Source organism: Methylobacterium dankookense (genome assembly GCF_902141855.1).
GTDB lineage: Bacteria > Pseudomonadota > Alphaproteobacteria > Rhizobiales > Beijerinckiaceae > Methylobacterium > Methylobacterium dankookense.
In genome coordinates, this window is the sequence record NZ_CABFVH010000038.1 from 46,417 (window position 1) to 54,204 (window position 7,788).

Annotated in this window: 7 protein-coding genes; 3 read left to right on the top strand and 4 right to left on the bottom strand. The window is 72.6% G+C overall.

Features of this window, described 5'->3' with window-relative positions; genetic code table 11:
- Positions 1-21 precede the first annotated feature (21 nt).
- The gene (locus tag MTDSW087_RS30360) at positions 22-189 is read right to left on the bottom strand and encodes a hypothetical protein (RefSeq protein WP_186383959.1); all 168 of its coding nucleotides are present in this window, start codon (positions 187-189) and stop codon (positions 22-24) included.
- 213 nt (positions 190-402) lie between these two features.
- Between MTDSW087_RS30360 and MTDSW087_RS22170 the strand changes: the two genes are divergently transcribed.
- Positions 403-1,827: a glucosamine inositolphosphorylceramide transferase family protein gene (locus MTDSW087_RS22170; RefSeq protein WP_144767048.1), complete on the top strand. Its 1,425-nt coding sequence runs from the start codon at positions 403-405 to the stop codon at positions 1,825-1,827.
- Between the two features lie 7 nt (positions 1,828-1,834).
- On the opposite strand, the gene MTDSW087_RS22175 is transcribed toward MTDSW087_RS22170, so the two are convergent.
- The gene (locus MTDSW087_RS22175; RefSeq protein WP_144767049.1) at positions 1,835-2,593 is read right to left on the bottom strand and encodes a WecB/TagA/CpsF family glycosyltransferase; all 759 of its coding nucleotides are present in this window, start codon (positions 2,591-2,593) and stop codon (positions 1,835-1,837) included.
- A gap of 150 nt (positions 2,594-2,743) precedes the next feature.
- Complete coding sequence (locus MTDSW087_RS22180; RefSeq protein WP_144767050.1) at positions 2,744-4,717, bottom strand: acyl CoA:acetate/3-ketoacid CoA transferase; 1,974 nt, start codon at positions 4,715-4,717, stop codon at positions 2,744-2,746.
- Positions 4,718-5,190: 473 nt separating this feature from the next.
- Here MTDSW087_RS22180 and MTDSW087_RS22185 point away from each other — a divergent pair, with 473 nt between their 5' ends.
- Entirely contained in the window at positions 5,191-6,366 is a 1,176-nt protein-coding gene (locus tag MTDSW087_RS22185) for an MFS transporter (protein WP_144767051.1), read from the top strand.
- A gap of 4 nt (positions 6,367-6,370) precedes the next feature.
- Here the strand turns inward: MTDSW087_RS22185 and MTDSW087_RS22190 are convergent, their stop codons facing one another.
- Positions 6,371-6,643 carry an usg protein gene (locus MTDSW087_RS22190; RefSeq protein WP_144767052.1) on the bottom strand — a complete coding sequence of 91 codons (273 nt, stop codon included), beginning with the start codon at positions 6,641-6,643 and terminating at the stop codon, positions 6,371-6,373.
- Between the two features lie 276 nt (positions 6,644-6,919).
- Between MTDSW087_RS22190 and MTDSW087_RS22195 the strand changes: the two genes are divergently transcribed.
- The coding region (locus MTDSW087_RS22195) for a collagen-like protein (RefSeq protein ID WP_144767053.1) at positions 6,920-7,788 on the top strand (869 nt) is incomplete at its 3' end.

The window sequence follows — 7,788 nt, forward strand, 5'->3', positions numbered from 1 at the left end:
GGAGACGCCTTGCGTACCGCCTTACTTGCCGCTGGGCGCGGCCGAGCTGCCGGTGGTGGCGTTGCCGCCGCTGTCGCCTGCCGGGGCGCCCGGGGTCACGTTGTTGCCTTGCTGGGCCTGGGCCGCGGAGAGGGCGCCCGCCACCAGGGCGAGGGCGAGAAGCGGTGCGCGCAGGGTCTTCGCCGTCATTCGGTATCTCCCGATCTGAAATCCGATCCGATGCCGGATCGCTCGGGGGGCCTAACCGGAGGCCGGCCGCACCCGTTCCATGAACGCCGTTCGCGGGGATGGTCCACGGCAACGCCGCCTTAAGGCTTTGCCGGTGGAATCCGGCCCGTTCTCCCGAGCCCCGGGAGCCGGGGGCGCCCCTTGCAGATCAGGATCGTCGCGAGAAGCGGGCCTGTGCCGCGCTGGCAGGTGCTGCTGGGCGAGCGGCTCGCGGGGCTCGGCCATGCCGTGGCGTGGTCGCGGATTGCGCCGGCCCGGCCGGATCCGACCGCCTTCGCCCTGCTGCTGCAACTCGAAGCGCTGCTCTACCGCCGCCGCGGCCCTTGCCTCGCGGAGCGGATCGACCCCGCGCCAGGAGCGGACGCGGCAGGAGCGGACGCGGCCGGACCGGCCGACCTCACCATCGACCTCGCCGGCGATGTGGCCGGGGCGGACGCGCTCCGCCTCGTCGCCGACGGCTCGCCCGAGCCCGAGGCGATGGCCTGCGCCATCCTCGACGGGCGCGGGCCCCATCTCGCCGCCGTGCGGAATGGGCGCGTCCTCGCAGAGGCCCAGCCGGCCCTGGAGAACCGGGCTATGATCACGCCCTCTCTGGATCAGGTGCTGGAGCGGGCCGTCGACCTGCTGGCGGGCGCCGTGGCGGCGCCGGCGGGCGGGAACTTCGCCCCCGCGCTGCCGCCGCGGCTCGCCGCCGCTTCGGCGGTGCGCTTCCTCGTCGGGTCGCTCGCGGACAAGGTCCTCGGCCGGCTGCTGCGCCGGGGCGAGACCTGGAACATCGGCTGGCGCCCGCGCACCGCCGGGATCCCCGCCGACCCGGCCGGCTGGACGCAGAGCCCCTTCGCCTGGCTGCCCTGGGATCCCGGTCGCTACGTCGCCGACCCCTTCGTCGTGGAGCACGAGGGGCGGACCGTGATCCTCTGCGAGGAACTGCCCTTCGCCACGGGCCGCGGCGTCATCTCGGCGGTCACCCTCGACGCGGAGGGCCGGCCGGGGCCGCCGCGCGTGGTGCTGGAGCGGCCCTATCACCTGTCCTACCCGTTCGTGTTCCGGCACGGCGGCGAGATCTGGATGATCCCCGAGAGCTCGGCCAACCGCACGGTGGAGCTCTACCGCGCCGCGCGCTTCCCCGATTCCTGGGAGTTGGAGGCGGTGCTGATCCGGGACCTCTGCGCGGGCGACGCGACGGTGGAGCTGATCGACGGCACGTGGTGGCTGTTCTGCACGACCACGGGCCCGCACGGATCGAGCTGGGACGCGCTCAGCCTGTTCTCGGCGCCGGACCTGCGCGGGCCCTGGCGCCCGCATCCCGGCAACCCCGTCCTCATCGACGCCTCGGCGGCACGGCCGGCCGGCGCGCTCCTGAGGCACGATGGCGGGCTCTGGCGCGTCGCGCAGGATTGCCGGGCTCGCTACGGCGCCGGCCTCGCCCTGTGCCGGATCGACCGGCTCGACGGGGAGGGGTTCGGGCAGAGTGTGGCGGCCCGCTTGGCCCCGGCCTGGGGCGCGGTCGGCTGCCACACCTTCAACCGCTCCGAGCGTTTCGAGGTGATCGACGCGGTCTGGTCGACGCGGCGCGGCCGCGTCCAGATGGCGGGGTGAGAGTCTCTCAACCCCGCTGCGGGTCGGCCCGGCGGGCGGCGAGATAGGACAGGAAGATCGCGAAGATCCGCGGTCCCGCCACGAGGTAGCGGCGGCCGAGGCGGCGCGGCTCGGTCGCCAGCCGGAAGGCCCATTCGAGGCCGGCCCGCTGCATCCAGCGCGGCGCGCGCTGGCGTGCGCCCACCAGGAATTCGAGGCCTGCGCCGATGCACAGGCCGACGCCGCCGGTCTTGCCGCGGGCGGCGAGGCGCGCGGCCACGTGCTCCTGCTGCGGCGAGCCCACGGCGAGGAAGACGAGGGACGCGCCGCTCGCCTCGACGGCTTCCACGGTGGCGCGCATGGCCTCGGCGTCGCGCAGCAGGTTCATCGGCGGCCGGTACTGGTCGACCGCGGTGAGCCCGAGCAGCATGCGCATCTGGCGGGGCAGGCCCGGATCGCCGCCCACCACCAGGATCGGGGTGTCGCGGGCAAGCCGCGGATCGTTGAGGAGGTCGACCACGAGGTCGGCGCCCGGCGTCGCGGGCAGGTCGATCCGCGCGAGGCGGGCGAGCGCGCTGAGGATCCGGCTGTCGTTGAGGCAGAGCCAGGCGTTCCGGTAGAGCGCGGCCACCTCCGGATCCGAATCGATGCGGATCATGTGGTCGACGTTCGGGGTGACCACGTAGCGGAAGCGCGGATGCGTGCAGGCGCCCAGGATCGCCTCGACGATGGCCGGCCGGCTCAGCGGGTCGAAGCCGAGATTGATGAACTCTTTGCGGCTCGGCATGGGGCGGGCTCACGTCCGACGAGGATTGTGAGCCCGGTTCGAGCAACCGGCGTTCCGGGAATTCCGTGCCGTTCCGGGACGGAATCCGGAGTTTTAGGGGGGCGGGCGCCCGGCCCTGTGCCGGGGCCGGACGGTCGGTGGGACAGTGGCCTACGCGGCCGTCGCGGTGACGCCGCCCGAGCCCACATCCACGCCCTCGCGCTCGAGATAGGCGTGGGCCTCCTCGCGGCGCTCGAAGACGTGAGGCGCGAGGCCGCGCTTGCGCAGGGCCTCCTGCATCTTCAGGCGCAGGAAGGCGCTCGTCGCATAGCGGGTGGTCGTCAGGTAGTGGTACTTGCAGAGATACTCGATCATCTCCGCATAGTCGTCGTAGAGGCTCTCGGGGATGCGGAACCCGTCGTGGTTCACCACCGAGTTCACCCGCTGGCCCGCCTTCAGACAGGCGGTCTCCAGCACCTGGCGCAGGGCGTCGATGTCGCCCTTCGCGCGCACCTGCCAGCCCTCCAGGTTGACGAAGAGCAGGTTGCGCTCCTTGTCGTAGCTCACCCGCTCGGCGAGGTTGAGGTTCAGGAGGTCGGCGAGCAATTCCATCGGCTCGTCGCGGAAGATGCGCGGGTCCATCGGGATCGGGTTCTCGATCACCGGCATGAAGTCCATATGGGCGAGGATGTCGCGGCCGATATCGATGCCCGGCGCCACCTCGATCAGCTCCAGCCCCGCCTGGGTGAGGTGGAAGACGCAGCGCTCGGTCACGTAGAGCACCGGCTGCATCCGCTCCTTGGCGAAGGGGCCGCTGAAGGTGTTCTGCTCCACCTGCTTCACGAACTTGCGCGAGCGGCCTTCCTGCACGATGCGCAGGCGCCCCTCCTCGACCTTGGTGACGAGGCCGCCGCTCGTGAAGGTGCCCGCGAACACCACCTTGCGCGCGTTCTGCGAGATGTTGATGAAGCCGCCGCAGCCGTTGAGGCGCCCGCCGAAGCGGCTGGTGTTGACGCTGCCGTCGCCGTCGCACTCGGCCATGCCGAGGCAGGTCATGTCGAGGCCGCCGCCGTCGTAGAAGTCGAACATCTGGTTCTGGTCGATGATGCAGTCGGCATTCGTCGCCGCGCCGAAGCTCGACCCCGAGGCCAGCACCCCGCCGACCGCCCCGGCTTCCGTGGTCAGCGTGATGTAGGGGGTGACCTGCTCCTCGGCGGCCACCGCCGAGATGCCCTCCGGCGCGCCGACGCCGAGATTGACCACGCCGTTCGGCGGCAGCTCGAAGGCGGCGCGGCGAGCGATGATCTTGCGCTCGGTGAGCGCCATCTTGCGGATGCCGGCCACCGGGATCCGGATCTCGCCCGCGAGCGCCGCGTCGTGCATGACGCCGTAGTTCATGCGGTGCATCTCGGGCTCGGCGACCACCACGCAATCGACCAGCATGCCGGGTACGCGCACGTCCTTCGGCTTGATCGAGCCCTGCTCGACGATGCGCTCCACCTGCGCGACGACGAGCCCGCCATTGTTGCGCGCCGCCATGGCCTGAGCGAGGTTGTCGAGGGTCAACGCCTCCTTGGCCATGCAGATGTTGCCCGACGGGTCGGCCGAGGTGCCGCGGATGAAGGCCACGTCGATCTTGGTCGCCGAGTAGAACAGCCACTCCTCGCCATCGACGTCCACGAGCTTGACGATGTCGTCCTTCGTCACCGTGTTGACGCGCCCGCCGCCGTGGCGCGGATCGACATAGGTCTTGAGGCCGACCTTGGTGAACAGGCCGGGCTGGCCCGCCGCGCAGGCCCGGTAGAGCTGCGAGATCACGCCCTGGGGCAGGTTGTAGCCGAGGATGCGGTTCTCCTGGGCGGCCTGGGCCACCTTCGGCATGCGCCCGAAATTGGCGGCGATCACCCGGCGCAGCAGGCCGTCATGGTGCAGGCGCCCGGTGCCGAGCCCTTTGCTGTCGCCCGCGCCCGCGGTCATGATCAGGGTGAGGTCGCGCGGGGCGCCCGTCTCCACGAAGCGCGCCTCCAGCGCCGCGTGCAGCGCCTCGGGAATGCAGCTCTGCACGAAGCCCGTCGTCGTCACGACGTCGCCGTCCCGGATCAGGGCGATCGCTTCGGCGGCGCTGATGACCTTGTTCTTCTTCATGGGCTTGTTCCGTCCCTCTCCGTCCCTGCGCGCGCCGTGCCCGCACCCCTCTGGCGGGGGCTGTCGGGACCGGCCGGGACCGGGGCCGCGGCGACCTTTTCCGGGTCGAACCTGGCGCCGCCGGAGGGCGCCCCGGCATCCGGCCTCGTCGTGGCCCGGGTCTTCTGTGGCCGGAACGCCGCAGGGCGCGCGTTCCAGGCCGGCCCGGTCGCCAGAGACTAAGGTTCGCGCAAGCCTCGGCGCAATCGAAGTTTATTTGTGGCCGGGTTCAATTTCCCTCACGGCCGCGGTCTGATCTTGGGAGAATGAAGTATTTGGTATTCCAGATGCTAGCCGAGGCGCGGCGGGATGCCTTCGCGATACGGCGCAAGTCGGACCCCTCCGCCCTGGCCAGGGGGCGGCGCGCGGCGTAAGCGGGGCCGTCGGGGCCTCCACCCCGATCCGGCGCCCCCCGCGAGCCGCAGCGACCCCAGATGACCGCCCCGACCCAGACCGGCTCGACCGCGCGCCTGATCGGCGTCCTGATGGTGGCGGGTTTCGCCAGCACCTTCGCGCTGCGCTCGGTCGAGCCGCTGGTGGGCGTGCTCGCCCGGGAGCTGGCGAGCGACCCGCATCGCGTCGCCCTGCTCTCCACCGCCTTCGCGCTGCCCTACGCGTTGATCCAGCCGGTGCTCGGGCCGGTCGGCGACGCGCTCGGCAAGGAGCGGGTGATGGGCGCCTGCCTCGCGGTGCTCGCCGTGGCCCTGTGCTTCTGCGCGGCGGCCTCCGGGATCGACCAGCTCTTCGGCCTGCGGATGCTGGCGGGCGCGGCGGCGGGCGGCGTCATCCCGCTCGCCCTCGCGGTCCTCGGCGACCGGGTGGCGCTTGCGGGGCGGCAGGTGGCGATCGGGCGCTTCCTCGTCGCCGTCATCCTCGGCCAGCTCACCGGCTCGACCTTCGCCGGGCTGATCGAGGCCGAGGTCGGCTGGCGCGGCGTCTTCGCCATCACGGCGGGCATGGCGGCGCTCGCCTGCTTCGCGACGGTTTTCGGCTTCGACCGCAGCGGCCGCGCCCCGGCCCGGCGCCCGCGCTTCGGTGAGGCGCTGGTCCGCTATCGCGCGATCCTCGCCAATCCGCGGGCGCGGATCCTGTTCTCGGCCGTCTTCATCGAGGCGATCGCGGTATTCGGCATCTTCCCGCACCTCGCGCCGCTGATCGAGGCGCGCGGCGAGGGAGGCGCCCGCGAGGCCGGGCTCGCGCTGGCGGGCTTCGCGGCGGGCGGGCTGATCTACTCCGCCCTCGTCGGCCATCTCGTGCGCCTGCTCGGCCTGTCGCGGATGCTGGCCTGGGGCGGGGCGATCTGCGCGGGCGCGATGCTGGTGATCGGGTTCGCAGGGAACTGGCAGGCCGATTGCGCCGCGCTGACCGCCATGGGCCTCGGCTTCTACATGCTGCACAACACCTTCCAGACGCAGGTGACCGAGGTGGCGCCGCAGGCCCGCGCCTCGGCGGTGGCGCTGCACGCCTTCTCGTTCTTCTGCGGGCAGGCGCTCGGCGTGGCGGTGCTGGGCGCCGCACTTCAGCTCCTCGGCCAGTTCGGCGCGCTCGCCGCCTGCGCCGCCGTGATCCTGGCGCTCGGCTTGGTGGTGGGGCGGCTGCTCGCGCGCTGAGCGGTCAATGCAGCCGGAACTCGCCGTTCACCGCGCGCAGCTCCGCCGGCCGGATCAGGCGGGAATGGGCGACCTTCACCGAGTGCAGCGGCCCCTCGATCGAACTCTCCCAGAAGGCCAGGAAGCGCCGCAGCTCGGGGAAGTCCGGGAACAGGTCGTGATGCTGCCAGAGGAAGGTCTGGAGCAGGTGCGGATGGTCCGGCAGGCGGTAGAGGATCTCGGCCGTCGTGAGGCTGTAGCCTTCGAGCTGGTGACGGAAATCCGGCGAGACGGGCATTCTCGAACCTCGTTCGGTGAGCGCGACGGCCAAGCTTGACCCGAAGCGGCGAATCGATCAAGGGAGGCTCCGAAAAAACTATTGTTTTTCAAATTGTTAGCACTCGTTTGCCGGCGCTGCTGCTAAGTCGCGGCCATGGTGGCCCGCGTGGTGATGATTGATTAACCCTGTGCAAAAGGGCGGCCGTCCCCCGCCCACGCGTCCCCGTGCGCGGCCGGCGCCTTCCCCGCCTCGTGAAAAGGGGCCAAGCTGTGCCACGTCGGAGGAGCGAGTGGCATGTGCGTGGAGGCTCGGCCGGTCCGTCGATCGATCCTGGCGGCGCTCGCCTGCCTAGGGTGCGCGAGCCCGGCCCGCGCCGAGATCACGGTCCTGGCTGCCAAGATCACCGGCGGCGAGCTGTGGGTGCTCGGCTCCACCGACCAGATCGATGCCGAGATCAGCCTCGACGACCAGTTCCGGCAAAAGACCGACCGGAGCGGCAGCTTCCAGTTCAACGTGATCCACCATCCGGCCTCCTGCATCGTGACGCTGCGCATCGCCTCCCAGGAGCGGCGGGCGGTGGTGGGCGAGTGTGGCCAGCAGGGACCGCCCGGCCCTCCCGGGCCGCAGGGGCCCCCCGGTCCGGCCGGCTCGGCGCCCGCGGCGATGGCGGCCGTACCCGGCCCGCCGGGGCCTCCGGGACCGCGCGGAGAAGCGGGTCCGCGCGGCGAGGCGGGGCCGGCCGGACCTGCCGGCGCGCCCGGTCCCCGTGGGGAGCCCGGCGAGGCGGCTGCAGCCGGTCGCGACGGTGCCGCCGGGCCGCAGGGTCCCGCGGGACCGCCCGGTCCTCCGGGGCCGGCCGGCCAGCGCGGCGAGCCGGGCCCCGCCGGAGTGGCGGGGCCTGTGGGTGAGCGCGGTCCCGCGGGCGAAGCCGGTCCGCGCGGCGAGCCCGGATCCTCGGGCGACGTGGCGGCCAAGGGCGAGCCCGGCCCACGGGGCGAGACCGGTCCCGCCGGCCCGCCTGGACCCATCGGCCCCCCCGGTCCTCCGGGACCGCCCGGCGCCGCGGGCCGCCCCGGCCCGCCCGGCGAGGAGGGGCCACCCGGCAAGGTCGGGCCCCGTGGCCCGGCAGGTCCGGCAGGTCCGGCCGGCCCGCGCGGCCAGGC